23 protein-coding genes are annotated in these 24,708 nt (G+C 35.5%); all 23 read right to left on the bottom strand.

Annotated features, from left to right (window positions below):
• Positions 1-42 precede the first annotated feature (42 nt).
• The 23 genes from IW18_RS22885 to IW18_RS02545 all read right to left on the bottom strand — a co-directional run bounded on the left by IW18_RS22885 (position 43) and on the right by IW18_RS02545 (position 24,279).
• Positions 43-327, bottom strand: coding sequence for a hypothetical protein (locus IW18_RS22885; RefSeq protein ID WP_084607904.1), 285 nt, complete (start codon positions 325-327; stop codon positions 43-45).
• 14 nt (positions 328-341) lie between these two features.
• Positions 342-1,364, bottom strand: coding sequence for a hypothetical protein (locus IW18_RS02435; protein WP_123902536.1), 1,023 nt, complete (start codon positions 1,362-1,364; stop codon positions 342-344).
• A gap of 42 nt (positions 1,365-1,406) precedes the next feature.
• On the bottom strand, positions 1,407-2,204 hold the full coding sequence (locus tag IW18_RS02440; RefSeq protein WP_041516004.1) for a hypothetical protein: 798 nt from the start codon (positions 2,202-2,204) through the stop codon (positions 1,407-1,409).
• Positions 2,205-2,232: 28 nt separating this feature from the next.
• The gene (gene traN / locus IW18_RS02445; protein ID WP_041516005.1) at positions 2,233-3,078 is read right to left on the bottom strand and encodes a conjugative transposon protein TraN; all 846 of its coding nucleotides are present in this window, start codon (positions 3,076-3,078) and stop codon (positions 2,233-2,235) included.
• Positions 3,079-3,096: 18 nt separating this feature from the next.
• Entirely contained in the window at positions 3,097-4,380 is a 1,284-nt protein-coding gene (gene traM / locus IW18_RS02450) for a conjugative transposon protein TraM (RefSeq protein ID WP_041516006.1), read from the bottom strand.
• Positions 4,381-4,384: 4 nt separating this feature from the next.
• The gene (locus IW18_RS02455) at positions 4,385-4,879 is read right to left on the bottom strand and encodes a hypothetical protein (protein WP_123902534.1); all 495 of its coding nucleotides are present in this window, start codon (positions 4,877-4,879) and stop codon (positions 4,385-4,387) included.
• A 14-nt stretch (positions 4,880-4,893) separates the two neighbouring features.
• A complete protein-coding gene (gene traK, locus IW18_RS02460; RefSeq protein WP_240475525.1) occupies positions 4,894-5,502 on the bottom strand; it encodes a conjugative transposon protein TraK in 609 nt (202 codons plus the stop codon).
• A 29-nt stretch (positions 5,503-5,531) separates the two neighbouring features.
• Positions 5,532-6,641, bottom strand: a complete 1,110-nt coding sequence (gene traJ, locus IW18_RS02465; protein ID WP_262488145.1) for a conjugative transposon protein TraJ — start codon at positions 6,639-6,641, stop codon at positions 5,532-5,534.
• Between the two features lie 99 nt (positions 6,642-6,740).
• Positions 6,741-7,376: a hypothetical protein gene (locus IW18_RS02470; protein WP_041516010.1), complete on the bottom strand. Its 636-nt coding sequence runs from the start codon at positions 7,374-7,376 to the stop codon at positions 6,741-6,743.
• Complete coding sequence (locus tag IW18_RS02475) at positions 7,373-8,002, bottom strand: hypothetical protein (RefSeq protein ID WP_041516011.1); 630 nt, start codon at positions 8,000-8,002, stop codon at positions 7,373-7,375. The genes IW18_RS02470 and IW18_RS02475 overlap by 4 nt, the downstream gene beginning before the upstream one ends.
• Positions 8,003-8,017: 15 nt before the next feature.
• Complete coding sequence (locus IW18_RS02480) at positions 8,018-8,698, bottom strand: hypothetical protein (RefSeq protein ID WP_041516012.1); 681 nt, start codon at positions 8,696-8,698, stop codon at positions 8,018-8,020.
• 28 nt (positions 8,699-8,726) lie between these two features.
• Positions 8,727-11,189 carry a TraG family conjugative transposon ATPase gene (locus tag IW18_RS02485; protein ID WP_041516136.1) on the bottom strand — a complete coding sequence of 821 codons (2,463 nt, stop codon included), beginning with the start codon at positions 11,187-11,189 and terminating at the stop codon, positions 8,727-8,729.
• A 39-nt stretch (positions 11,190-11,228) separates the two neighbouring features.
• Positions 11,229-11,546 carry a DUF4133 domain-containing protein gene (locus IW18_RS02490; protein WP_041516013.1) on the bottom strand — a complete coding sequence of 106 codons (318 nt, stop codon included), beginning with the start codon at positions 11,544-11,546 and terminating at the stop codon, positions 11,229-11,231.
• A 10-nt stretch (positions 11,547-11,556) separates the two neighbouring features.
• A complete protein-coding gene (locus tag IW18_RS02495; protein ID WP_084607905.1) occupies positions 11,557-17,127 on the bottom strand; it encodes an Eco57I restriction-modification methylase domain-containing protein in 5,571 nt (1,856 codons plus the stop codon).
• Positions 17,128-17,162: 35 nt separating this feature from the next.
• Positions 17,163-17,591, bottom strand: coding sequence for a DUF1896 family protein (locus IW18_RS02500; protein WP_041516014.1), 429 nt, complete (start codon positions 17,589-17,591; stop codon positions 17,163-17,165).
• Between the two features lie 11 nt (positions 17,592-17,602).
• Positions 17,603-17,947 (bottom strand): DUF4134 domain-containing protein, encoded by a 345-nt coding sequence (locus IW18_RS02505; protein ID WP_041516015.1) that lies wholly within the window; start codon positions 17,945-17,947, stop codon positions 17,603-17,605.
• Positions 17,948-18,085: 138 nt separating this feature from the next.
• Positions 18,086-18,565 (bottom strand): hypothetical protein, encoded by a 480-nt coding sequence (locus IW18_RS02510; RefSeq protein ID WP_041516016.1) that lies wholly within the window; start codon positions 18,563-18,565, stop codon positions 18,086-18,088.
• Positions 18,566-19,002: 437 nt separating this feature from the next.
• On the bottom strand, positions 19,003-19,467 hold the full coding sequence (locus IW18_RS02520; RefSeq protein ID WP_041516018.1) for a hypothetical protein: 465 nt from the start codon (positions 19,465-19,467) through the stop codon (positions 19,003-19,005).
• 156 nt (positions 19,468-19,623) lie between these two features.
• Positions 19,624-20,865 (bottom strand): SEC-C domain-containing protein, encoded by a 1,242-nt coding sequence (locus tag IW18_RS02525; RefSeq protein ID WP_041516019.1) that lies wholly within the window; start codon positions 20,863-20,865, stop codon positions 19,624-19,626.
• A 249-nt stretch (positions 20,866-21,114) separates the two neighbouring features.
• On the bottom strand, positions 21,115-21,918 hold the full coding sequence (locus IW18_RS02530) for a DUF5677 domain-containing protein (protein WP_041516020.1): 804 nt from the start codon (positions 21,916-21,918) through the stop codon (positions 21,115-21,117).
• Positions 21,919-22,346: 428 nt separating this feature from the next.
• Entirely contained in the window at positions 22,347-22,820 is a 474-nt protein-coding gene (locus IW18_RS02535) for a hypothetical protein (protein ID WP_041516021.1), read from the bottom strand.
• A gap of 30 nt (positions 22,821-22,850) precedes the next feature.
• Complete coding sequence (locus IW18_RS02540) at positions 22,851-23,531, bottom strand: hypothetical protein (RefSeq protein WP_041516022.1); 681 nt, start codon at positions 23,529-23,531, stop codon at positions 22,851-22,853.
• A gap of 112 nt (positions 23,532-23,643) precedes the next feature.
• Entirely contained in the window at positions 23,644-24,279 is a 636-nt protein-coding gene (locus IW18_RS02545; protein WP_041516023.1) for a helix-turn-helix domain-containing protein, read from the bottom strand.
• Positions 24,280-24,708: the final 429 nt, after the last annotated feature.

The raw sequence follows: 24,708 nt of genomic DNA on the forward strand, positions 1-24,708 counted from the left end.
CCTAAGCGGGCTTTATTAATTAAATTAAATTGATTCAATTACTTATATAGGAAAATAAATCGTACTCCGCTGATTTCTATTGCGTTTTGGCAGATAGCTAATGTAACCATACTCGTTTAGCTCACGCATGCATTTATGGTAGGTTACAGGCCCGGTTATCTTGGCTAACTTCATGATTTCATACCTATAGACCTCAATAGGATTAACAAAACCCTTTTCGGCTCTGAATTGAAGCAATGCCGCATATATACCAATATGAGTGATACTAATACGGTAATCTTTTTCAATAGCCTTAAAGAAATCAGACAAAGGTTTTAGTGTTTTCATTATTTTTTGGTTTATCAGCTTACACGCATACCATTTCTTGTGGAATGGTTCACCTGTTGACTCTCATTTGTCTTTTGCTGCTGTTTTACAGTTTCCATTGTTTTATTACCCAATGCAGTTGAGAGTGTTATTTTTCTCGAATGCTCGTCATAAATATTTACCGATTTAAACTGAGGGTTGGCCTCAATGTAAAACCGATGTTCATTTCCATTTTTAATCAAGGTTACAGGCAGCCTGTTTCCCTGTTTTAAAGCATCCTCTAATTTAGCGGCTTGAGTTTTATTTGATAATTCCTTTAAAGGAAGTTGCTGTAAGGCTTTTTCAAGATCATAACCATACCCGTAATGAAATTCTTTGATGCGGTGATTGCCACTTGCGTCTTTATCATTAAAATCCAGTTGGATCCAGGATTTTTCCTTCTGAATGGAACGTCCAGCTAATAAATTATATGCCTGTGTTGTATCAATAGAATTTCCTTGTTGTACTTTAAAATATTGGCTTCTCTCTTCATCAGGCTTTGATTTATTTTGCAAAGTGGTTTTATATGCTTCAAATTGATACTGTCCACTCTGGTCTTTTACAAAAGACAACTCGTGATCCAGTCGTTCTTTTTCGTTAATGTAATAGGAAACCGGAATAGTGAATTGCTCATGACCTTCTTTGATTTGCTGATCAATTTGATTTGACAAATCTCTAAAACCAATACGCTGCATCTGATAATACAGCGATTGGTTATTTTTTTCTTCCTTTTTTGCATCTTTCCGAACAGCAATTTGGTCTATGAGTGGTGCAATGATCAGTTTACGAATGAGTCTTACCAATAAATTAGGATAAAGTTGCTTAAGAATCTTGTTCTTTTCCTGCTTAAGCATCTGCAAAGCGAAACGTTCCTCAATATTTTTGCTGCCCTTATACTTTGTTCCAATACGCTCGTAATGATGCAGTTTTTCCTTAAGTAGTGACCTATTATTGGAAAGACTGAAATTAAACAGTTTACTAAAACGCTCTTCCCTGGAGCGCCACTGGTTTAATTCCATCTCTACTCTGTTTATGGGAAGTTGTTCGTTCTTCATCACTGCTTACATGGATTGACTTTTCTTTTTCTTCTTAGCTTCCTTTGGCACTTCTGGTCCATCATCATCAGTACTTTGGTTTTGCTTTTTACTGCCTTGCTTTTCAGAAGTTTGCTGGGTTTCGGATTGCTTTTCTTCTGTAGACTTACGATTATCAATGCGCTGTAAATTGCTGTCATATACATTAATTGTCTTGAATTGTGGGCTGGCTTCAATATACTGCTTAATCTCATTTCCTTCTTTTTGGAAAGTAGCGGATTGAAGGTTTCCCTTTTTCAAAGAATTTATCAAGTCTTCTTTGTATTTTGGGGTTTCCAGTTCTTTAATTGGATGTTTGGACAGCGTTGCTTCTAGATCATAACCGTAATTCTGATGGTAATGGTTTAGCTTAAAATTTCCATTAGTTTCAGTTTGTTTAAAATCGATTTGAACCCAAGAATTATAAATTTCTCCCTCCTTGTTGGTAAGATCTTTGTTTACTGATCTGCCTTCCATAAGATTGTAAGCTTCTTTCATGGTTATGTTGCTGCCTTTATTGATATAAAAAGTTTGCTCCAAATTTTCTTTGGAATTTTCTTTTTGCAGTTCCACTTTATAAGAATTAAAGAAATACAGATCACTTTCTTTTGACTTATTGAAATTTAATGTAGCTGCGGCAGTATCATTACCATATTGCGCATTATGCGTCAAAGTAAAATTAGGCTCTTCCTTCTGCATTTTTTCTTTTAATTGAGATTCCAGTGCTTCACCGAAACCGGTATACTTAATCTGATCTCTTAAGTATTCAAAATTTTTCTCGTTCATGATTTCAATTTTTTAATTATTAAATAGTTTATAATTTTGGAAGTACAGTAACCTGTACCAGTTTTGTATTCTTGACATGTTCTTCTAAATGTCTGCCGCCATTTTTCTCCATTAGCTGGATGGCTAAGTATTTTTTTTCCGGAATTGTAAATTTTGGCAGCGCAAATACAAATATGTTTTCTGCTTCAGCTTTAATTTTATCAATAGCATTCAGGATATAAATGGGCGTAATTTCAATTTCCTGTGAAGCAGTACGTTTTATTTTTTTAGTGTCGCGAATAAAAAAACGAAGCTGGTCGATCTCATAATTGATTTTAGAATTGTTGGTTATCTTTATCCTGTAGTACATTACTTCGTCACGAATAAAAATTCCGTTGAGCCTAAAATCAATATCGTATTTACTTTCCTTTTGACCTCGCAGCTTTTTTTTATCGTACAGCGCTAATTTTGAATATTCTTCAATATCCTGATCATTAATAATTGCATCTGAAAAATAAATTTCCTGTCCATCAGGCTTAGTTTTATTAAGGGTAAGATTCAGCTGCGGAAAATCTTCATTATAATCCAATACGAAAGAGTAGAGTTTGCCATCTGCAGTTACTACTGTAAGATTGGTCTGAAAAAATCCTTTTTGGGCAGCTTTGATCTGAAGGATGTTTTCCAGTCCTTTTGCTTTTTGTACGAGTATATCGGGACTTCCTTTGTCAACACTTTTTATGGCAAAAGGAAATACAATATTGGTTGTTTTTGAATAGGCTATCATTAGTGAGTCTGATTCTGTTTTGGATAAACAGTTTTTACTTGTTTGCTGTGCAAATACACCGATGGTCATCAATAATAAATACCCCATCACCAATAGTTTAAAATTTTTCATCTGTATCATTTTTAGTTTTTAATTGGAATTATTTTGTTTCTGCTTTTCATCGTGCAGCAGTACCTTATAACCAGCTTTTACAACTACTTTAACTAGCTTTACTTTTTTACTTAGAAGACTTTTTGCCGCTTCAATTCCGGCTCCTGCCGCCTGAGCACCCCAGGAATCATCCAATGATGCAACTCCCAACGTTTGCATGGATCGGTCAGCAGATGCTTTGGCAACATCACGATTAATAGCTCCCGGAATATAGATTCCAACAAGTCCATCCATATCATAAACAGACAAATCCACTGGAAATAAGGAGTTGCTGTATCTGATACTGCTAATGTTGATCGTTAGCCTTTCTCCTTTTAAGGAAGCTGTTCCAAACAGAAAATTGTCTTTTACGATTTTAACTCCGTTTATGAAAATGTCATTCATGAGTCGGAACTTAACTATGGATCCATTTACAATCGTTTGTGTTTCATGAATAATCGCTTCTACGGTATTCTGCATCAAATCATCATACTCAGGTTCGTCCAGAGAGTAAAATCTATTCAATCCTGACTCAGTATGATTAACAGTTTTGTTTTGTAAAGAAGAAACTGGATCTTCTTGCTCCTTGGTGGAAATAGTAAAGATTTGTCCACGCTCAGCCTGGGAAGCTTTCTTTAATTTTTCCTGTACCCTGTTAGGATGTTGGATATCCAAAATACTTTCCAGCATTCCACCGAGCTCTTTTAGTTCCGGATCCTGGCTTTCCTGTCCATCATTCATGGACTGCATCATTTGTTCCAGCCTGTCAACATCATTGGAATGCATTGCCGTTTGATTAGATTTTGGATTTTTTATATAATCCTTGTTTTGCTCCGGAATTGGAACAGGTGTATTAATTACTTTTTGCAATGCTTCCAATTTTTGATGTACTTTTTCTTCGTTTGGATCACGATAAACAGACTTATTTAAGCCATTTCTTTCTTTTCTTCGAGTAACAGCACTGCTGTCCTCGGTCGAATCAATCTGAAAGGACTGGCTCAAATAATTAGGATCTTTTTTAATAAGTTCATCAAGCTTTGCAGAATCAATTGCAGCCAGATCGTAGTAATTCATCTTATCCAGCGGAAGTCCTTCTTTCAGGTTCGCATTGGGAAGTTTTAGATTAAAACCTTTTTGCTGTGTTACTGCTGAGTTAGCGGCATCCATTTTTCCACCGCCCAATGCCCAAAAAATGGCAGTTAGAAATGGCAATACTAATATTGGCAATACCAACTGCATCTTACGCTGCTTTAGGACTTTTAATGATTTCGTGTTTTGTTCCATGATATTAATTTTTAAGATGTGAGTAATAATAATTTTCGATTATTGTTAGGCTGTCCAGAAGTCCGGGACGGTCTGACACAATACTGTCATACGTTTTTTTTCCTGTGGGACTGCGGCCGAGACTATCCATGTATTTCCTAAAACTTGTAATTTTTTCAAATTCTGTTTTACTAATAATTGTACTGAGTTCAAGAGGCTTTTCCTTTAAGGGTATTACATTGGCTGGTTTGGTTATTGGGATTACAGTAATATTTTTAGTTGGATTACCTGAAAAACTTTTCACAATCAGATAAATACTGCCTCCGCCTGTAAACACTATAAAGGTGAATAGAATCACAATCCAGTTAAGACGTGTAAAATGAGTCGTTTTAAGTTCCAGCCAATGGGCGCATTTATACTGTAATCGCAGATTAGCCTGTTCAAACTTTTGCCATAGATTATTTTTAGCCCTTTCCATAACATTGTTTTTTTCGCTGTTTCTTTTAAAAGTGAATTTCATGACGTGCAGTTTTATTATTTTCTATTTTCCGTACTTATATCGCGATTTTCAATAGTATTCCATCGCTCGATTAGAAAGCCATGTGGATTGTTATCGCTTCTCGATACGTTACGAAGGTTACCTTCAGTGATAAGGTTCCGATGTGCGATGCTGGTGGTACGAATGATATTTTGTGTAGCATAACATCTGAATCCATACGGGTAGTTGTTAAGATCAATAGTTACACTGTCAATCTGTATCGTCTGGCTGACGTTTCCCGATATGATACCGGAGTAATAACCATTTTCTTTTAAATCATCGTAAACCCGTTTGGCACTGTCATCCGCCAGATAAAGAGCCTTTGTTACATTGCTTTTAATTACTTTATCATCCGGGTCAAGAGTGAAAAAGAGCTTATGGAACGTTTTTACATGATCTCTGGCTTCTACAGGAATATTATCTTTTCGGTCTGAAGCATAGGCTTCCAGTGCTTTTCCGTTAGCCAGTATATAAACCTTGTTCTGCATTTGCGATACGAGTGAGAAACTCTTATAAAGTGAAAAGCAGCTAATCAGGATACACCCAGTAATGACAAGCATCGTAAAACTGCGGACATGCCGAAAAGCAGTGTCAATATTTTTCATTTTACTAAACATAAGTTTTGAATTTAGGATTAAGATTTACCTTTTAATTTATCGGCCATATAATTCTCCTTGTCTTTGAAGTAGGGTGCAGAATTACCGGAATTCGCCATGCTTTGATACATACGCCCTGCAGCATTCCCCATTGCATCCGCTGCCATTGTAGTGCCTTGAGACGCAGTACTCATCACTGAAGTTGTAGAACTACTAAACATACTGGTCACTTTTTGCCCTAGTGCACCGCCACCTCCGGCATGAACAATGTAATTGGCAACAGAAGGGACAGTGAAATAGCCAATAATTCCAATAATCATAAAGACCAAATAGGCAACATCAGTCCTGCTAAAGAATGTATCTCCATATTCTCCAGCTTGGGCTATGTCAATTTTTAGCATATTCTCCTGAATTTTTCCGATGATGCTTCCAAATATATTTGCCACAGGGAGCCACAGATAGATGTTGATGTAACGTGCCAACCAGACGGTCAGCGTATGCTGAAAACCATCAAAAACCGAAATACCGAAAACGATTGGACCTAAAATAGAAAGTACCACCAATTGAAAAGTCCGCAGTGTATCGATACATAGCGAAGCAGATTCAAATAATACACGCAGTATTTCGTTCATCCATTCTTTTACTGAATTTCGGAAATTATAAGAGGCTTTACTCATCGCAAATTTGATGTCATTTCCAATACCATCCAGCATTCCCTGACCACTTGGATCTGCATCATCATGGGTATATCGGTACCATTTATCCTGATCGCCGCTTCCTGTAGAACCCACATACATTTTCCAGGGATCAGTCTCTTTGAGCGCTTCTTCTTTTTCTTTAAGCAGTCTTTCAATCGCTTTATTCGATCCCTCTACCATTGCAGCAGTTGCCGTAACGGTAGGTTTCATAACACCATTAATCATATACAGGACAGACGGGAAAATCATAATGCAAAATCCGATAACAAAAGGACGAAAGAGCGGATAGAAATCTATGGGTTCGGCACTTGCAATATGTCGCCAAACTCTTGAGGCGATATACCACATCGCTGCAAAACCGGCAAGTCCTTGTCCGACGCCAATTAGGTTACTACATAAAGGCATCATTTCATCATACAATTGTTCCAGTACACTATGCAGACCGTTCATATCGTCTGCAATTCCTTGGGCCTGAATCGTAAATGGCAATATCATTGCAAGAAGCACAAGTATTATTTGCTTATTTATCTTTATCATAACACTGGATATTTAGTTATTTAACTTATAAATACTGCGCATTGCGCGGGTATCATTATGCTCTTTTGCACGCTGTAAAGCCAGTACAGTCGTATTATTGTTGAAGTTTCTCAGAAACAAAAGTTTGTCCTGCATATCTGCATATATTTTGTCAATAGCAGTTAGCCTTTCATCATCTGACATTCGCATTTTATTAGCAGTAATCACCGAGGTCAGTTCATCAAGATTTCTAAGACTTTGTTTAAACAGATTATCGTACACCCTTTCGAAATAGGCAATTTCTTCAGGATTAAAATTTTTACTGTCCCTGAAGCGGTTAAAAGCGGATTTGTATTCTTTTACCAAAAGCACCTGATAATTTACAATATCACCAATACGCCTGTAATTCTTAACTGTGGGACTAACCTGCATGAGCGCATCAAGAAATGTTTCATGAAGGTTGAAATTTCCTTCAGACAAATCTTTTACCGTATTATAACCTCCACTTAGTATTTCATAGCCCTTTTTCATATCCTTTAAAATCTGTTTGAACTGGGCCAATTTCTCTATGTTCAAAATCAATTGCTGGATTTCCTGTTTTTGGGCTGTTATGGGGGATGGAAATAGCAATCCGGTAAACACAATTCCTATAATCAGTAATTTTTTCATGGCAAATCAGTATTAATGCCGTTTACGACACGGCTGTTTTTTGCTTCTTTCAATTCGGTTGCTTTTGATACAGCCAGGATTTTAGTTTCATTACTGAAGCTCTCAGAAAAAGCGTAGTTATCCAGCATATTCTGGTAAATCATATCAATGCGTTTCATTCGCTCGTCATCTTTCATCTCTAACTTTCCGTCCGTAACGATTGTTAGAAGCTCATCCAGATTGGTATCACAATTTTTGATTAACCTTTCAAAGACCCTTTTGATATAATCGACTTCATCTCCGTGGAATAAATCATCCTGCCGGATTTGCTGATATAAGCTTTTGTAGCTTTTCATGATTTTTATCTGGAGGGCTATAATTTCTGTTACCCTTGCATACTTTCTTATTTTCGGGTTGACGGCCTTTAGCGAATTGAGATAATCAGTATGAAGACTAAATTCTCCACGTTTGAAATCTCCTATGGTATTGAGTCCTTTTTTGACTGCCGAATAGCCTTTTTGAGCATATCCGATATAGACTTGCAGGGCTGCTATTTGCTCTAAAAGCATCCTTTGCTGTTTTGCCTGTGCATGAAGATTCCCTGTGGTCAGTGCAGTAAAAAGCACTACTAAAAATATCTTTTTCATGATTTTATTGTTTGTTTACGGAATTCCGTAAAATTGTTTAACGGATTTGACATCATGCTCTGTTTTGGCTCTTTGAAGGCTCAGTAGTATATTCTGTCTGTTGAAGAGCGTCAGGTCATCATAATTGATATCAATTTGATCCGCAGCACTATTAATGATCTCCAGTCTTTTGGCATCACTCATCTGTGTGGTAAAAGAATCCAATACAAGAAAGATCTGATCGATGTTTTTCAGGCTTTCATCGAGTATCCCTGAATACACACTTTGCATATAATCGAGTTCGCTGGTATTAAAATGAGCATCTTTTTGAAATAGGTTCCACGCTCTTTCGTATTCATCTACCAAACGAACCTGCTTTTCACTGATATCTTTGATACGCTGGTAATAGGTAATAATGGATTTAACTTTTGCCAGTTCCTCGTAATAATTCTTATAGAGTTCTTTTTGTTTCTGGGTCCAATCGGAAATCTCATCCAACTTTAGTTTGGAGAGGATATTTTCTATTTTTTTCTGTGCATTCTGCAACCAGATCGTTTTGTTTTGCAGTTTTTGGATCCTAAGGTCAATAGCCTTAATTACTTTTTTGGCAACCGCTTTTACGATTTCCAAAATAGGTATTGCCGTTGCCGGTCTTGCCGGAGTGCTGATCAGTAAAAAGCACAACAGGCAAATCATGATTTTCTTCTTTGTTTCCATAATTATTGTTGTTTAGTTTTTATAATTTTTATGCTCTTAAGTCATTAGCAAGTGCTGCAATCCCTTTTCTAATGTCACCATCAAATTTCTTAGCGTACGCCTGTACTTTTACTTTTTCAGTTTCTTCGGTTGTGTACGCGTAATATTCCTCAAGGGAAACCTCGGTGCGGTATACTTTAGATTGCATGCCTCCAAGCGAAATGAATACTTCTTTGTATTTCTTATCAGGATCATTGGCTTTGTTTACAGATAATACGAGTGCTTTTTCTTTTTCAGTAAGCCCAAGCAGTTCCTGGATTTGTTCGAATTTATTTTGATACTTGCTTTGGTCCAGTAATATCTTGCAGTCACTGTTATTGATGATGGCTTGTTTAACGACTGGAGAAGAAATAATATCTTCTACTTCCTGAGTCACTACAATGGCTTCCCCAAAGAATTTACGAACAGTCTTGAATAAATACCGAATATATTCTGCCATTCCTTCCTTGGCAATAGCTTTCCAGGCTTCTTCTATAAGGATCATTTTACGGACTCCTTTAAGCTTGCGCATTTTACTGATAAAGACTTCCATTATAATGATGGTCACCACTGGAAAGAGTATCGGATGGTCTTTGATATTATCGAGTTCAAACACAATAAAGCGTTCTTTTAACAAATCTAGATTCTCGGTAGCATTGAGCAGGTAATCAAATTCACCTCCCTTATAGTAAGGACGCAGTACATACAGAAAATTGTTTACATCAAAATCCTTTTCCTTTACCTTGTCACCTTCCAATATGGATACAAACTCATTTTTCAGAAATTCATAAAAACTGTCAAAACATGGAAATAAATCGGAATTGCTATCTAACTTTTCATAGTACAATTGCAGTGCATTGGACAGTGCTACATATTCACTTCGATTGAAAGTTTCATTGTCTTTTTTCCAGAGTGCCAATAAGAGTGTTTTAATACTTTCTTTTTTCTCGGTATCCAGAGAATCTCCTTCGCTGATATAAAAGGGATTAAACCGGATCGGGTTCTTTTCATCATAGGTAAAGTAGTAACCCTTTACCATATCACACAATCCTTTGTAGCTGTGTCCAACATCAACAAGTACAACATGAGTTCCTTGTTCATAGTAACTTCTAACCATATGGTTGGTAAAAAATGATTTACCGCTTCCCGAAGGCCCCAGTATGAATTTGTTCCGATTGGTACAAATTCCCATCTTAACAGGCTCATCACTAATGTCTACATGAACTGGTTTTCCAGTCAAACGATCTCCTAATCGAATTCCCGTTGGACTAAGGGAAGAACGATAGCCTGTTTCCAGATTCAGGAAGCATGTCGCTTGTTCTGTGAACGTATCGAAGGTGTCATTCATTGGGAAATCTGCGGAATTCCCGGGAATTCCTGCCCAAAAGATTTGTGCGGCACCTACTGTTTCCTGTTTTGCAGCTGCATCCATCTGAGCTAGTGCTGAAGAAACTTTGTTTTTTAAATCTTTGAGTTCTTCTTTATTCTCCGTCCAGATCAGTACATTAAAATGTGCCTTTACAGGCAGTCGCTGCTGGCTGATAGCCTCATTAAGAAAATCATTGGTAGCATCACGGGCAATCAGGTTCTCCCTGCTGTAGGCTGATAAGGATTGCAGTCGCAGTCTTTTACTTTCAAGTTTTTGCAGCGTTTTCTGGAAATCCTCTATGAAAATATATTGATTATAAATGTGGTTGCAGGAAAGTAATTGCCCCAGAGTCGAAGCAAATCCGATACTGAATTTGGTCTTATCTGTGGAATAGCGGTCATAATTAATTCTCGAACCACATAAGGCAGGCAGATCAGCGGCATCCCCCAACGTATAAATCTGGCAATGTTTGTCTCCTACCTGAAGACCATCATCAAAAGCAATGTCTTTAAAAACAAACGAGTTCTGTTTTTCAGACAAAGAACAATATTGTTCAATGATACCAATCTTTCTGCTGTGGCTTTTAAGTTCATCAGTACCAAGGCGGGTCAATTTGACAAAACCACTGTCTTCCAGTATGCGTCTGAATTGTCCGGTACTATCAATAAATTCCTGACGCAATTGTGCTTTTAATGTTTCTTCAGGAACAATAGAAGCTCTAAGTAAATTTGAAAATAGAGAACTTGACGTTTTTCTGCCTGCCGGTTTTTTGGTCAGGAAAATGTAACAGGAATGATCCAGAAAGGGACGTTCATTAAAAAAGCGTTCACTGCTTCGGGTAAGAAAACTCGAATCTTCGCTTGTGAAATCGGGTTCAAACTTGCTGTCTATAAACCAGTCCTGCTTATGGAATACGCTAAATTTCGGAAGCAGTTTTATCGCTTTAAGCCACGCCTGATGAAATGCTTCGTATTCCTGATCCGACAAGGTAAATATCTCGGGCAGTTCTGCTTTAAACACTACTGTCACATCGCCTTGTTTGGACAGGATGCAATCGTGCTCTACATCCATAATTGGTAAAATATCATCTATCATCTTTTCCATCATCCTTTTTTTTACCGCTCAGCTAATGCTGAGCAAATTCTATTTCTTCATCATAAATATTTTTCTGCTTTGCGATTTCACAGCTTTTGGAATCTGTCGTTTCGCTAAAGCTTTCATCATTCCATATTGACCGTATTGATGGCTCATTTTATATATTTTCAACACCCACAATGTTCCTGAAATACCAATAATTCCGATACAGATTAAAGAGGGTAATCCGGCTATGTACATAATTGCAAACAGTATCATAAGCACAATTACGCCACCACCCAAATACCAGATATACTGCGCTTTTAACCTTTTAAACTCGATGCTCTGGTTAATTCCTTTGTTGATTTGATACACACTGTTTGACATGGTCTTTATTTTAAAATTTCATCCTGCTGCTGCGTCTCATCTCCGAAAAAGAGCGCTCCTGCCATTTATCAGTATTGCTTTCTGCCACTGTGAGATGCTGTGATTCTTCAATACTTTTTATTGGCAGTTGAATTACGGGCGCTGTATCCGTTAATTTTGTTTCATTACTGAGACTAGCCTCTTGCGGATTGGCTTCTTTCAATTGGTTCTCCTGAATTTTCAGGGCTATTTCCCTTTCCAGACTAGAGAGATCGCTTTTCATTTTTTGAAGCTCATGCTCCTGGCTAAATACTCTTGTGGTTAATTGCTGTAATTCCGGTAGTTGGTTTTCAATATCATTCAGTGACTTTTGGTATTTAGACCTGAGATGTTCCACCTTATCAATGGCATTTAAAAAGTGGCGGGCTGCCAATTTTGGATTGTCCACATTTGGAGTTCCTCCATTGGAAGTATATTTAATACCATCCTCCAAGCGTTGTGCATAAAAGCTGTTGGAGTGACGGTACTTGTACAAACCATCATTTTGATAGGCTTCGCGCTCTCTTTTTATATAGAGTCCAAAATCATATAACTTCCCAATTTGTTTGGCTTGGTTTTCTCCTTCGGGAGGTTTCCAGTTTTTATAGAGCAGGATAATTTCTTTGCCGATACTTTCTGGATCTGCTGTCTTGCAGTTATACAACTCTATAGGATTTGCTTTGGAACCATCAGGTTCATACTTCAGATTGTTTTTGTAAAAACTGTGATCAGCAGTTAGTTTGTCCAGTGTTTTAGTGGTGATTCCTTTTTCCTCCATTAGGTATTCAACCTGATATTTAGTTCTGGAAATTTCCTTATAATGTGCTTTTTTAAGGCTTTCCATTACCGTTACTTTTTTCTCCAATTTTGATTTTTCCAGTAATGAAGTATCACCAGATAGCACTGCGATATATTCTGAAAAGTTCATTCCGCTTTGCTCATCCATGGCCCCATCATCAATAGTCCTCACATTAAGTTCACAGTTTTTCATCTGACTGATAAAAGTCTGTTTGTTCTTCAAAAGGTTGAATTTGTAATTGTCCAGGGATTGCTCTGTTGCATAGATGAAATTTTTTACTTTATTCCCATAATGCTGTTTGGCGACTTCATTACCTTGTCTGCTGCCTCTGCCGTTGCGTTGTCCCAGGTCAGATGGTCTCCAGGGAATATCCATATGATGCATCGCCACAACACGTTTTTGCACATTAAGCCCGGTTCCAGCTTTTTCTGTACTGCCCAAAAGAATACGTATCTCACCAGTATTCATTTTAGAAAACAACTCCGGTTTCTTTTTATCGGTCCAGTCGTGTATATAGGTAATCTCATGAGCCGGGATATTAAAATCCCTTACCAGTTTTTCTTTAAGGGCATCGTATATATTAAAGTCATCCGGCTTTGGTGTCCCGATATCCGAAAAAACAATCTGAGTGCCTTTATGCTCCATGGAACCCTGATAAATTTCAGCCACATTTCTGGCGCATGTATTGACCTTATTATTCGGGTGATCACCATATCTTTCATTTATCAGCCTCATATCGGCAGCCATTTTTTTAGCGTAATTAGTAGCTATAAGCATCCTGCCTTTGTCTTCCTGCGAGGTAAGAGGTGCCCTGCCTATAAGTGTCGCATTACCTGTTTTGGCAAACTGCATGAGTTGGGTAATGAATTCGGTTTGTTCCGGTGTCGGGCTGACATTGATAAGTCGCTCTTCAATTTCAGGTTTGTCCAGATCAATATGTTTTGCTGTTTTATAATCGGTAATCTCATTATAGAACAGTGCCAGTTCCGGAACTTTAATAAAATGGCGAAAACGCTCTTTGGCAATAATCTCGTTGGTGACAGAAAATTCAAAATCAGTCGTTTTTCTGGCAAAAACAGCTGCCCATCCATCAAAGTTTTCAATATGCTGGCGTTCCATTTCTTTAGGCCGCAGGTATTTGAAAAGCAGATACATTTCGGTAAGGCTATTGGATATTCGAGTACCCGAAAGAAAGGTTACACACAGATCCGAATCGAATTTTTCCTGAAGCGTGCGTACCGCAAATAACATATTAAGCGCCTTTTGGCTTCCCTGCATATTTCCAATTCCCGCAACACGGTCATGGCGGGTAGTGAAAGTCAGGTTTTTGAATTTGTGAGATTCATCTACAAACAAATGATCGATACCCATTTCTTTAAAGTTGATGCCGCTGTCCTTTTTATCTTCTATATCTTTCAGCAGTGTTTTTAGCCTGCCGTCCAGATTATTTTTTCGTATTTCAAGACCTTTTAATATTTTCTTGGAGATATCGCCTCCCAGATCTCTGGCCGTATCAAGGTCCCGTTCTATATTATCCAGCTCATTTTGTAAGATCTCTTTTTGTATTTCGGGTGACTGTGGAATTTTACCAAACTGATCGTGGGTTAAAATGATACAGTCCCAATTGTTATTTTTAATCTCATGGAAGAGTCTCATTCTTTTGGCCGGGGTAAAATCATTTTCACCAGGTGCTAAAATCCGGGCATTGGGATAAGCCTTTCTATAGGTTGCTGCAATTTGATTTACATTGGCATTCAATGCCAGTATTGCAGGCTTATGAATAATCCCTAATCGTTTCATTTCATTGGCAGCCACAATCATGGTTAATGTTTTTCCAAGCCCAACCTCATGATCGATCAAAGCGCCACGGTTCTGAATAATACGCCATGCCGCATTTTTCTGAGAACTGTACAAGTCTTCAATCTCCAGAGCTTTTTTATCCAAACCCGGAAAGCTCAGATGACTTCCATTATATTCTCGCAATACGTAACAATTAAACGTATTGTTATAGAGATTTTCCAATTCATTTTTGTCATTTATTGGCAATTCCTGCAGCCACTCAATAAAACCATTACGGATGTTTTCAATTTTTTGATGGGCAAGCTGTATAGCTTCATTATCGGGCAGTCGGATGGGTTTTCCGCCGGCTCCCTCAACTTCATAGGTAAAAAAGGGAGCCGTATTTTCGAGCGCATGCTCCAATATCGTGTAACCATAAGTGGTTCTGCCGCTTTTGGGAGTCACCGAAAATTCTCTGTCTATTTTGGTATTATGCCCTGTACTTACTTTAAAGGTATCCAGTGATGGGAAATAATTAATTTCAGTTGGCTGGTCAAATAATTTTCCGGCAAAACTTTCATAGTATCGGTTGGGAATCCATCGCTCGCCAAGATTGAAATCGAGTAATTCAAAAGGGATACGCTCAGGCTGTACTTTTTCAAGTGCCTGCAATCCTTTGTAATATTGTGTGTTTTCAGGATATTGTTGTATAGCATGTTTAGCCTGCTGTAACTTTTCTACAACATTGCCACTTAAATAAAGGTCTGAAGTTTCCCAATTCTGACCTGTAGGATTCAAATAGATATGCTGGTTCAGATGCTCTATAACCTCGTTTTGTTCAAGTCCTGTCGCAGCAGTTATAAAGCCTAAGTCAACAGTTCCTTTTTCATTCAGACTGCGGGCCAGCGCTTCAACCGGATCATCTGTATAATAGCGTTCGTGCTGTTTTACTACAGACTCTATTAAAATATCCGACTTCACATAACGTTCGCCTTCTTTGCGTTCCAATGAAGAAAGAATGGTGAAACCAAAAGCGGAATCCTGCATGATTAACCTGCGATTCTCAGCGCTGTTCAAAATACCATAGTGGGTAACAAATTTGGTATACTGCTCATCTAGATTTTTCCGAACCTCTTCACTGCCAGCTTTATCTGATTGATCTTTCTCAAACAATTCCAGATAATGATCCCGAATAGCAATATAGGAATCATAGAATTTCAGATTGCCTTGTGATACCAATGGTTGGAAAAAGGCCTGTTTGTGTTCGTTATTAATATCTCTTATAATTCCAACAGATTCTCCAAGGCGAACCAGCGTTCCTTCTTTGTAGAACGGTTTGAATGAAAGATTTTCTTCATAAAGTTGTCTTTCAAGATTAAAGGCCGATTCCAAGGTTTTATCTCCTTCATAAATATACTTGTGATTATAGTATTGAAGGGTATTGGATAAAGCCAGTAATTCATGAGGGAGTAATCCACCATTCATCCAATTGGCTGAAAAGCCATCGATTTCTTTTACATTCGAATATAATTTATACAGGTATCGATTAGTCTTAATTTGTTTAGCAGCGATAAGCACCACATTTTCATGCGAGGGATTATCATTAGTGCGTATGGTGCTGAGTATTCGTGCTGTTTTTTTATCCACTACAGTTTCATTAAGCTCGTTGATATAATCCATAGCACGGTTGATATTCTCTGCAGGCACAGTATCAAACAAGCCAAGCTGCACTGAAATACCGCTTGCTTTACTCTCTGGCATGGGTAAATAAGTGAATTTTTGTCCGATTGCTTCAGCTGGCTGAACTATCTCCGTTTTTTGAGCCTTCTCAAAGCGTTCGGGGTTAAAGTTTTCTTTTAATCCCTTGGTAATATTTTCACCAAGATAGTTTCTAATAGAATTGATATCACCGTTTTGTCTCACACTTTGATGCGCCTGTCCGTATTGGTTTTTACCGGCTTTTATTTCATTACCAATTAGGAGCTCGCGTCTATTGTGCAGATATTTATTAATACAGTATTTTCCAAATTCATTTTCGAGTTCAACGGTTTGCAGCAGCTCATTTTCATTATCCGACAGGGTTTGTTTATGCTCATTTTTCTGAACAATAAGCAGATGATTAGGAGCATCGGTATTTCCGGTTTCCTTCATCAGGTTATCCGGCATAACTGCTACACTCACAAAATCTGCTTTTTGAAAAAGATATTCTCGCACACTCTGATTGGAAGGACTGTTTAAAAAACCGTCTGTAGTTATGTAAGCCATAATGCCACCGTCAGCCAGTTTGTCCAGTCCTTTTGCAAAGAAGTAATTGTGGATTTTTCCTGAAATCGTTTTATCGGGATAGGTTTCGTCATACACAGAAAAATTACCAAAAGGAATATTGCTGACCACAAGATCATAACTGCCGTTATCATTTGTTGGAGCTTCTTCCAGTCCTATTACATGAGTGGTATTTTGGGTTGAAAGTGTACTGTTTAATGCTGAAAGTACCAGTCCGCTTAATTGGTCTTTTTCCACAGCAGTAATTTGTTCCAAATTTGAAAATGCACTGTCTGCTTCAGTGATAAAAATGCCTGATCCTGCTGATGGCTCGTATAATCTTTTAGGATTAATACCTTGTTCTTCCAAAGCAGTGTACAAAGTGCTCGGTACTATTTCCGGTGTATAAAATGCGGTAAGAACACTATTACGAAGTGAAGAAATAACTGAATTATAATCTTTTTCAGAATAGTGTTCCTGCAATAATTCATGCAGTCTTGTGATTTCCGGATGCAACTTCAGATCTTCTTTAGTAGCGCCGGATTTTATCCAGTCTTCGGTAGTGCCATTTGGGTGTAATACAGCCTTGATACCTCCGAAGCCGGCATATGCCTTAAGCGCGTCAACTGCTTCTGCCGATAAAGCATCACCTTGTTGCCATTGCATTGCAATGGTAATCGCCTTGATATTGGCACTTAGTTTTTGGGATAGATTGTAAGCCATAATTACTCCTTTTCATACTACATGCTATAAATAGCTCAATTCAAATAGTCAGCAATCAGACCAATAAGGGCATTTCTTAAATTAGGATCTTCTTCATTTTCTTTAGTAAAACCAATGGTTTCAAAAACGGGCCTGCAGTTTTCCATAAGATTCATTACCTCATAGGTCAGGATACCTGATTCCTGAAAAGCGGCATAGGTTTTCTCAAACTCCTCCGAAAGAAGGGAGCGGATATATAAAAACCGGGAAGGTTTCAGATCTTCGGTAAGTACATTGAGACAGATTTCTTCGATGATGTATTTAGGTGTACCATCAGATAGCATATCGTCCAATATGGATTTTACACTACTTATTTTCTCATTGAGATAATCCAATACACTATAATCTTCCTGTAGTGTAAACATCAAATCTGGATTGTTATGGATAATGTAAAACCATAACTTTTCTTTGAGTAAATCTTCCATAACGATTTGTTTTAAATCCCAAAGAAGGATTTGATTACGGTAGCCACTACCACCAGAAAAACACAGCTTCCAAACCAGGCTGCCGCTACTTTTCCGGTATCAGGATCACCTGCATTCCATTTTTGATATACTTTTACAGCACCAATAAGACCTAATAATGCCCCTACGGCATACATCAGTTCCGTTCCTGCATCAAAGTAACTTCGAACCTGTTGGTTGGCTTCGTTAATTCCTGCCAGACCATCCTGGGCATAGGTTTCATAGCTTATCGCAAAAAGGATTTGCACCAGAAGAATACCAATATTGCTTATTTTTTCTTGGATAAACTTATTAAAATTCCAGTTCCATTTTTTCATCGTACATTATTTTTAAAGTTTAAAAATTCAGATAAAAAACGGAGGTGTAGCCGCTGTCGCAGTTCCTCTTTCCTGTTACATATGCCATACTGCGCCGGGATGGACAGGGGCAATTCCTCCGTTAAATTGTTTTTAAGTTTATTCCCAAAGGGCTTCTGCTTCCTTCTGGGTTAAATTAATTGATTCGAGTTTCTCACATTCTGAAACTATCAGTTCACTTACTGAGGAATTAAAAGGGGAATTTTTCACTGAGGGAAATTCTCTTAGAAGAAGCTGTAGGTAATAGGTAAATTCTTTTTTGACTAATTTTTTCTTTGCAGCATCTGCGATAAAACTTTTTAATCGTGACACCAAGGCATCAACATCCTGAAAGGTAGTATCAAATTCTCCCAAGGAGTTTTGGTCTGAAATTGCTTCAGGTAATTCCTGATACTTTAATTCAGATTGAGGATCTTGGTAATTTGAGTCTTCAAATCCGCGGAATTGAAGTTTCCGCTTTCCTGATATGATTTCTTTGAGATCATCAAAATAAAATCGAAATCCAACATATAAATACCAGCTTGCCAATAGCAGAATAATTACAACTATGTAATTACCCCATGAAATGTTTGTAAACATACCTTCTTCATTTTATCGTTCTACATTAGTTTCTCACAATCCTGGAAGATGGATAATTCCAAATCAGGATCTTCATCAATACAGGGCAAAGTAACGATAGAGATAAAACAGCCACAAGTACAACTTTATGTTGTACCCCAGTTGTACCCCGTTGAACCCCCAGTAAAATCAAGGAGAAAAAAAATTAAAAAAATGCGAAAAAATAAAAAAGCCTCCCAAATGGAAGGCTGATTTGATGATGAGATAATTATTTAAGATAGTTTTTTAGTTCGAAAATTTTACTAACTTTTAAAATGAATTCAAAAGTGTGTCATCTGTTTTTTTTTACATAAACATAATACAGTCATTCTAGCTCATAAATTTTATCAGCCAATTCAACTTCCTCTTCTAGTTTTATATTAGTTTATTTTTGGTGACATTAAAAAAAAAAATCTAAATTATTTACGGTTAAAAGATTCTTGGTTTTCAATTTTCGGTGATTCTGGAGTTGTCCTATATTCTTTAACTTCTTGAATAATTAATGTTGCGATATAACCAAGAAAACCACCAATTACATATTTTAGAATATCTTTTCTCATATCATCCGATTGAATAATATATTTTTTAAATGCCCATTTAATTCTAAAAACTTGGAATTGATTTGGTTTTATATTTATTATCTTAGTTTCTTCAGCATCATTATGATATAATATTCGATATGTGAATTTTAGGTTTTTAGAAGATTTTTCATAGAAGATTTTTTCTATACCATATTCAGAATTATATGAAGGTTGGTAATTAGTAAAAAATTCATTATGGTCAAATTTTATTTTTTGAATCTTGCCAAATTCTATAATTACATCACAAGGCACAAAATTTAAAATTCCATCTTTTAGATAATAACCTTTTAAATTTAATTTCATATTTATTTCTTAATGTTTTTTTTAAATTAACTACCAACGTTACCACGCTTAAAACAGTTTTCTATCTTTCTAAAAGAGTATTTCCTGATAAACGAAAATACGATTAGAAACGGTAATTTTACTAAATTTGCAAATTGCTAGAAACGTATGTTTGAACTAGTTTTCATTTTCCTTTAGTAAACAACATTCTTTAAGTTGCTTTCCACTTCCACAAACACAAGGGTCAGTTGGCCTCATATAAGTGTTTTTTGTTACAAAATCAGGTTCCCCATCAAAAGCACCTTGTTTACCAGTTTCAGCTGCGTTTAAAATTTCTTCAAATTCTTTTCTTAATTCCTCCTGACTTTTAGGATGAGCTTTTAGAAAGTCACTTAATTTTAAATCGAAAACTTTATCCCATATCCTATATGTTTCAGTGTCCTTTATTGGTGGTCTATCATTTATTTCTCCAGTCTCTATTTGATATTTATGGAAGCTATTTAAATCACCTTTTAAAGAATTTGAATTTATAAAAAAAACATTTTTTGGGTTAATTAATTCAAATAAGAAAATCAAAAATTTATCATTGCTACTAAAGACTCGGCAACAAGGTGTGTAGTAAAGGTACTCCAAGTCTAATAAATTAGTTTTCCTTTCACTAAACAGTTTATTGTTTATTCCCACATAATACATTGCAGCTATGCTTATGCAATAAAAAGCATAAGGTGCGAAGTTGGAAATAGAATTGTTTTTTTCGGTTTCCCATCTGTAAAATATTTGTGCAGCTAAATTATAGTCTAATTCAAAATAATCAATTACTAAACTTAAATATTGCTGTTGTTTTTCAGGTTTATTCAATTCAATAAATAAAATATCTCTTAAGGCTTTTAAGTTTTCTAAATTGTCACCTAATTTTTTCTCCAATTTGATAAGAGAAAATTGCTCCATTTTGTTTTTAAATAACTGTACTACCTCTTCATCTTTACTCGTTGTTCTCCAAAACCAAGACATTATTTCATCTATAGAATTAAAATTTCCATCTTTCCATCTTCTGATGGATTTTTCATCTTCTGTTTCTTCAAATACAAGTCCTTGTTTTTTACCTGTATTAATTGACTTACTTGCTTCTAGAAAAGGTCGATTATTTAGTTCAATTTTATTCCCAAGGAGAGATAGTTCCAAGAGCTTTTTGTAATTTGTATTTACATAAGTATTTGAAGGAAAAATTTTATTAGCCAAACTGATTACTACTTCTTTTGGTAACTTCTTGTTTTCAACTTCTTCTTTAGACAAATCGCCTAATATTTCAGAAACAAGAAGTGGTGTTACATTTATAATGTAATATCTATGAAGTTGAATTAATTCATCGTGTCCTAAACTCTGAAAAGTTGACTTGTCTAAAATAATTGGTAATGACATATTTTGAGTTTAAAATTGTGATGTATAAAAATCTAAATAATAATATTTTTAAAATTCCACTTTTATCATTTGTAGAGTTAGGTTATTGAATTCTCGGAGGTTTTTCAAAATTACTGCCAACATTCTGGCTGCAGCGGGTTTGGCACTAAATTATACCCTATTTTCAGATTTGCCAAATCATTCCAAATACAAAACCAATTTCCATTAAGCTATTGCTCAAATCCGTTTAGTAGCTTTTGTATACAGTTTTTATTCAATCAATTTCTCCAACGATTTAAACTCCAATTTACTATTCTCGAAATTATTTATTTTTTTGATTAATTCAGGATTTACATCAATATCGGAAAGCCTAGAAGAAACTTTTACTAGCCAAAAATATAATGCTATACAATCGCTGAGTAATCTAACCTCATGAAGATTCATTAAAGCTTCTTTTTGTGCTTCTGTTCTATTATTCTCTCTATCTAAAATTACTCCTAAAGCAGTTTCATCTGCGTGAATTAAATGACTTGATTGGGTAAAATTCCTTGCTAATCCTAATATCTCTCTGAAGTCATAGTTCACTGAAATAGTTTTTATCATTTCATTATATGACCAAGGTTGTTCTTTTCTCTGTCGCATTTGTTTAGTCCATTTTTCCGCCAAAAGTATTTGGTCATTTTCATTTAAAACGATGTCTGTTAAGAAAGCAGAATCAATATTGGTCAATTCAATAATCTGTTTTGCCTGATTTGATTGTTTTAGTCTATTTATTTCCGCTAAATCTACCCAAAACTCGCGAACTTTTTCAATTCTCGTAGTTTCATCAAAAGAAGAAACATAGGCAAACTTTACAGTGCATTCAGCAATTGGTCTTAAAATAATATCTGCGTCCCAAAGACAATCATTTTGGACAAGTAAGAATAAAGTTTGAGTTCGTGAATTTATAAATGAGTAGTATGACCGAAGTAATTTATAAAATTCATCATTCTTTTTTAATGTTAATTCACAAATTGACATATGAAGTGAATCAAGAGTATCTTTGAACGTCTTTCTGAATTCCTTTGTTGGCATAGCTTTCTTTAAAATTGCCTATAATTTAGTTATTGAGCCATAAAATGGTACCCAAATACAATTTTCAAATTGGCTTTGAGCTATGAGGTGGCTTTTTCAAGCGAATATAAGAAATATTTTTACTACAATTTTATTAACTTTTGAATTAAAATAAAAATGATTTTTTCAGTTTTATCTTATTGAAATTTTCTTTACGTGGTATAATAGAATGAGTCACTAACAAATTCTTAAAGATCAATAAATAGGAAATTTAAACAGGTCAATTTGATACATTACTGACTAATAAGAGTGTAACAATTTTGTAATAGAACTAATAATACAATTATGGTTGCCTACGTAATTTTTTGAATATTCTAATAAGATAAAAATTCAATTTCCGACCTTTTATCCAACAACTGCCAGCCATCATCGTTTCGTATAAAATAGACTTAATGATTAAGTGTATCTTTCAATCCATTTTTAATGGCAACAGCAAAAACATTCTTTCTTCGAATTGTAATATATTCAACAATTGCTTTATTACCGGAACTCATCATCCTTATTTCTTTGACTGCTCCAAATTCTTCATCAGCTACTTTTACGCGCTGTATTTTACTTATTTTGTCATCTGCTGGTGTAAGTAGTAAGTACGGTTTTGCTGCAGGAGTAAAACTCACGAAAGAAGTTGTATCACCAAACTTCTTGCTTTGAAGTACTTTTACAAATCCTTTTTCTACGAGTCCTGATTTAAAAATGGTATAAGCATGCGTCGGATCACCGCAGAAAATATCATGGTGTACAATAGCAGGGTAATGATTTTTTTCCAGAATAAGGTTAGTAGCCAATTTTTCATCCAGCTTTTTAGGCTGACAGCCTGTGATTATTAAAATCACTGTAGTTAAAATATAAGATAGCTTTTTCATGTTTTTAAATTTTAAATTAGTAGTATTTGATTAATATTCTTTGATCTGTTTAATCATGCGTTCCAATGTTTCAATTGCTATTTGCTTATCCCTTTCTTCAAAAACATAAGCCTTGCTCCGCATGGCATTGTATGAAAGATCTGCTTTGTTTGGAGTGGATAAAAAAGGAACGATTGTTTTAAATAAATGATTCATTGATTTTGAAATAAGAATTTTTAATTCATCGGATGCCCTTAATATTAAGGCTGTTTGATCGGTTGAAAGTTTACATAAAACTTTACCAGAAAAACCATTCATTACTATAGGACTAGTTGTCTTCCTTTCAACAATTTGAAAGGGGGCCGTTAAATAGTTTGCAAATCTTGATTCTATAAAAATTATTAATTCATTCAAACAGGACATTAAAGTAGTTGTCACTTCTATTAGACTATCTCTGTGTAAATCATTACTATTATTTATTTCTGTGATTTTATCTAAAAGAAATAGTAATGTGGAATAATAATTTCCAACTAAAATTTTTATCTGTTTCTCCTTAGTAAGCGAAAAAACCTGTATAGTAAACTGTGACTGAATAAAAAATGTTTGTTCATTCGCTTTTTCAATAATCTCTCTTGATTGAATTGGAGAAATCAGAGTAAGGTCCGTTTTGTTGGGATTAAGGGTTGAAGTTACCGTTAAGTCCATCCATTCTAAAAGATAGGTTTGAGTCATTTCTTTTACTTTTATTTAGTAAATATTTCTCCCGACTTGCAATCGACAGTACTCTAAATCAATGCTTATAGAACATTCTTAACCCGGTCAAAACATGTGTTGTTAATAATATTTAATTAGAATTTAATCGTAAACGGTATTCAGAAGGAGACAGGTAAGTATGCTTCTTAAAAAAAGTACTGAAAAAAGAAGTATTGGCAAATTTCAGTTCTTCTGAAATATACAAAATGGTTAAATCATTATTTTGAAGCAAGATTTTGGCCTCCAGAATGATTGCATTTTCGATGCATTGTTTCGCTGTGATCTCCGTAACCTGTTTGACAGTTTTAGTAAGATGCCCTGCAGTAACATTTAGGATATTTGCATAGAATTTCACACTGTGTTCTTTTCTGCAGTGTAGTTCTACTAACCTAAAAAAATGGATAACTATTTTTTCATTTCCAGTATGTTTGACATTATCGTACCAAGATGATCGATAGTATGTTCCTGCCAGTTCATAAAGAAAAAGATTAAAACTCAAAAGCAATGTTTCCTTTTTCAGAATATTCTTATTTGAACTTCTGACCTTACTATTGATTAATTTAAGTAAATCTACAAGTAATCCAATTTCTTTATTTTTGAGAAAAATCTTGGAAGTATTTTTTGCAATAAAAAATTCAAAATATCCTATGTGCGGCCATCTTATACTATTAGCAAAAGCAAACTCCGAAGAGAATGAAAGCTGGCATATTTGCAATTGATTACTCATTATTAAAACTTCACAAATAGACTTTTTTGGAATGACGATTAGTTCATTGATAAATAAATGAATCTTTTTACTGTTGATCAACAGGCATACTGCTCCGGAATTTATAATCAAAACTGTAAATCGATTCAATATAATTGATTCTTTAAAAGCAATTCTGGAGGAAAATGTTTCAAAAATGTAGACTTGTAAGCCTGATGGGTTATATTTTGATTTTAGAGATGCCAAAATAAGCGTTTTAAAATGTTTAATTTTGCTAGAAAGTATTACTTATCAAATAATCTGGCCATCAATGAAACGCAAACGAAAAATAAATTTGATATGCCGTTTACAAAAAATAGATATGCCAATTTTCTGGGAGAATCAGTTTTTATCCCGCCATCGGTTAAATAGCCTATTATTTCATCATAGGATAATAGATCTATGATGAAA

Origin of the sequence: Flavobacterium hibernum, assembly GCF_000832125.1 — a bacterium.
GTDB classification, from domain to species: Bacteria; Bacteroidota; Bacteroidia; order Flavobacteriales; family Flavobacteriaceae; genus Flavobacterium; species Flavobacterium hibernum.

Excerpts from the sequence above, each read along its gene's own strand:
- traM (WP_041516006.1), bottom strand. The coding sequence starts at position 4,380 with ATGGAACAAAACACGAAATCATTAAAAGTCCTAAAGCAGCGTAAGATG.
- IW18_RS02470 (WP_041516010.1), bottom strand. The coding sequence starts at position 7,376 with ATGAAAAAATTACTGATTATAGGAATTGTGTTTACCGGATTGCTATTT.
- IW18_RS02500 (WP_041516014.1), bottom strand. The coding sequence starts at position 17,591 with ATGGAAGATTTACTCAAAGAAAAGTTATGGTTTTACATTATCCATAAC.
- IW18_RS02535 (WP_041516021.1), bottom strand. The coding sequence starts at position 22,820 with ATGAAAAAGCTATCTTATATTTTAACTACAGTGATTTTAATAATCACA.
- IW18_RS02505 (WP_041516015.1), bottom strand. The coding sequence starts at position 17,947 with ATGAAAAAATGGAACTGGAATTTTAATAAGTTTATCCAAGAAAAAATA.
- traK (WP_240475525.1), bottom strand. The coding sequence starts at position 5,502 with ATGAAAAATATTGACACTGCTTTTCGGCATGTCCGCAGTTTTACGATG.
- IW18_RS02510 (WP_041516016.1), bottom strand. The coding sequence starts at position 18,565 with ATGTTTACAAACATTTCATGGGGTAATTACATAGTTGTAATTATTCTG.
- IW18_RS02490 (WP_041516013.1), bottom strand. The coding sequence starts at position 11,546 with ATGTCAAACAGTGTGTATCAAATCAACAAAGGAATTAACCAGAGCATC.
- IW18_RS02485 (WP_041516136.1), bottom strand. The coding sequence starts at position 11,189 with ATGGAAAAGATGATAGATGATATTTTACCAATTATGGATGTAGAGCAC.
- IW18_RS02540 (WP_041516022.1), bottom strand. The coding sequence starts at position 23,531 with ATGACTCAAACCTATCTTTTAGAATGGATGGACTTAACGGTAACTTCA.
- IW18_RS02545 (WP_041516023.1), bottom strand. The coding sequence starts at position 24,279 with ATGAGTAATCAATTGCAAATATGCCAGCTTTCATTCTCTTCGGAGTTT.
- IW18_RS02455 (WP_123902534.1), bottom strand. The coding sequence starts at position 4,879 with ATGAAATTCACTTTTAAAAGAAACAGCGAAAAAAACAATGTTATGGAA.
- IW18_RS02495 (WP_084607905.1), bottom strand. The coding sequence starts at position 17,127 with ATGGCTTACAATCTATCCCAAAAACTAAGTGCCAATATCAAGGCGATT.
- IW18_RS22885 (WP_084607904.1), bottom strand. The coding sequence starts at position 327 with ATGAAAACACTAAAACCTTTGTCTGATTTCTTTAAGGCTATTGAAAAA.
- IW18_RS02480 (WP_041516012.1), bottom strand. The coding sequence starts at position 8,698 with ATGGAAACAAAGAAGAAAATCATGATTTGCCTGTTGTGCTTTTTACTG.
- traN (WP_041516005.1), bottom strand. The coding sequence starts at position 3,078 with ATGAAAAATTTTAAACTATTGGTGATGGGGTATTTATTATTGATGACC.
- IW18_RS02440 (WP_041516004.1), bottom strand. The coding sequence starts at position 2,204 with ATGAACGAGAAAAATTTTGAATACTTAAGAGATCAGATTAAGTATACC.
- IW18_RS02525 (WP_041516019.1), bottom strand. The coding sequence starts at position 20,865 with ATGTCATTACCAATTATTTTAGACAAGTCAACTTTTCAGAGTTTAGGA.
- IW18_RS02435 (WP_123902536.1), bottom strand. The coding sequence starts at position 1,364 with ATGGAATTAAACCAGTGGCGCTCCAGGGAAGAGCGTTTTAGTAAACTG.
- IW18_RS02520 (WP_041516018.1), bottom strand. The coding sequence starts at position 19,467 with ATGAAATTAAATTTAAAAGGTTATTATCTAAAAGATGGAATTTTAAAT.
- traJ (WP_262488145.1), bottom strand. The coding sequence starts at position 6,641 with ATGAACGGTCTGCATAGTGTACTGGAACAATTGTATGATGAAATGATG.
- IW18_RS02475 (WP_041516011.1), bottom strand. The coding sequence starts at position 8,002 with ATGAAAAAGATATTTTTAGTAGTGCTTTTTACTGCACTGACCACAGGG.
- IW18_RS02530 (WP_041516020.1), bottom strand. The coding sequence starts at position 21,918 with ATGCCAACAAAGGAATTCAGAAAGACGTTCAAAGATACTCTTGATTCA.